This is a genomic window from Paenibacillus sp. S29, assembly GCF_049319765.1.
Classification (GTDB): Bacteria; Bacillota; Bacilli; order Paenibacillales; family Paenibacillaceae; genus Paenibacillus; species Paenibacillus polymyxa_B.
Genome location: NZ_JBMOUI010000093.1, coordinates 1 through 312 on the forward strand (window position 1 = coordinate 1; position 312 = coordinate 312).

1 protein-coding gene is annotated in these 312 nt (G+C 51.3%); it reads left to right on the forward strand.

Going from position 1 to position 312, the window contains the following annotated elements:
* Positions 1-312: AMP-binding protein (locus ACL9RM_RS26640; RefSeq protein WP_414126720.1), on the forward strand; the 312-nt coding region annotated here is incomplete at both ends.

The following is a 312-nucleotide window of genomic DNA, read 5'->3' on the forward strand; positions in this document are numbered from 1 at the left end:
AGGCGTATCTGCATGGAGTGATGAAAAGCAATCAGAAGGGTTGTTCCACGCCTATGTGGAAGAACAAGCGCAGCTTGTACCGGATCACGTGGCAGTTGTATACGAGGAGCGGCAGCTTACATACCATGAGCTGAACGAGCGTGGGAACCAACTTGCTCGTAGATTGCGGAATGAGGGTATTGGACGTGAATCCATTGTCGGTATTTTAAGTGAGCGCTCGGTGGATATGCTGGTTGGCGTATTGGCAGTATGGAAAGCCGGCGGGGCATATGTACCGTTAGATGCGGATTATCCGTCCGAACGTATCCGCTT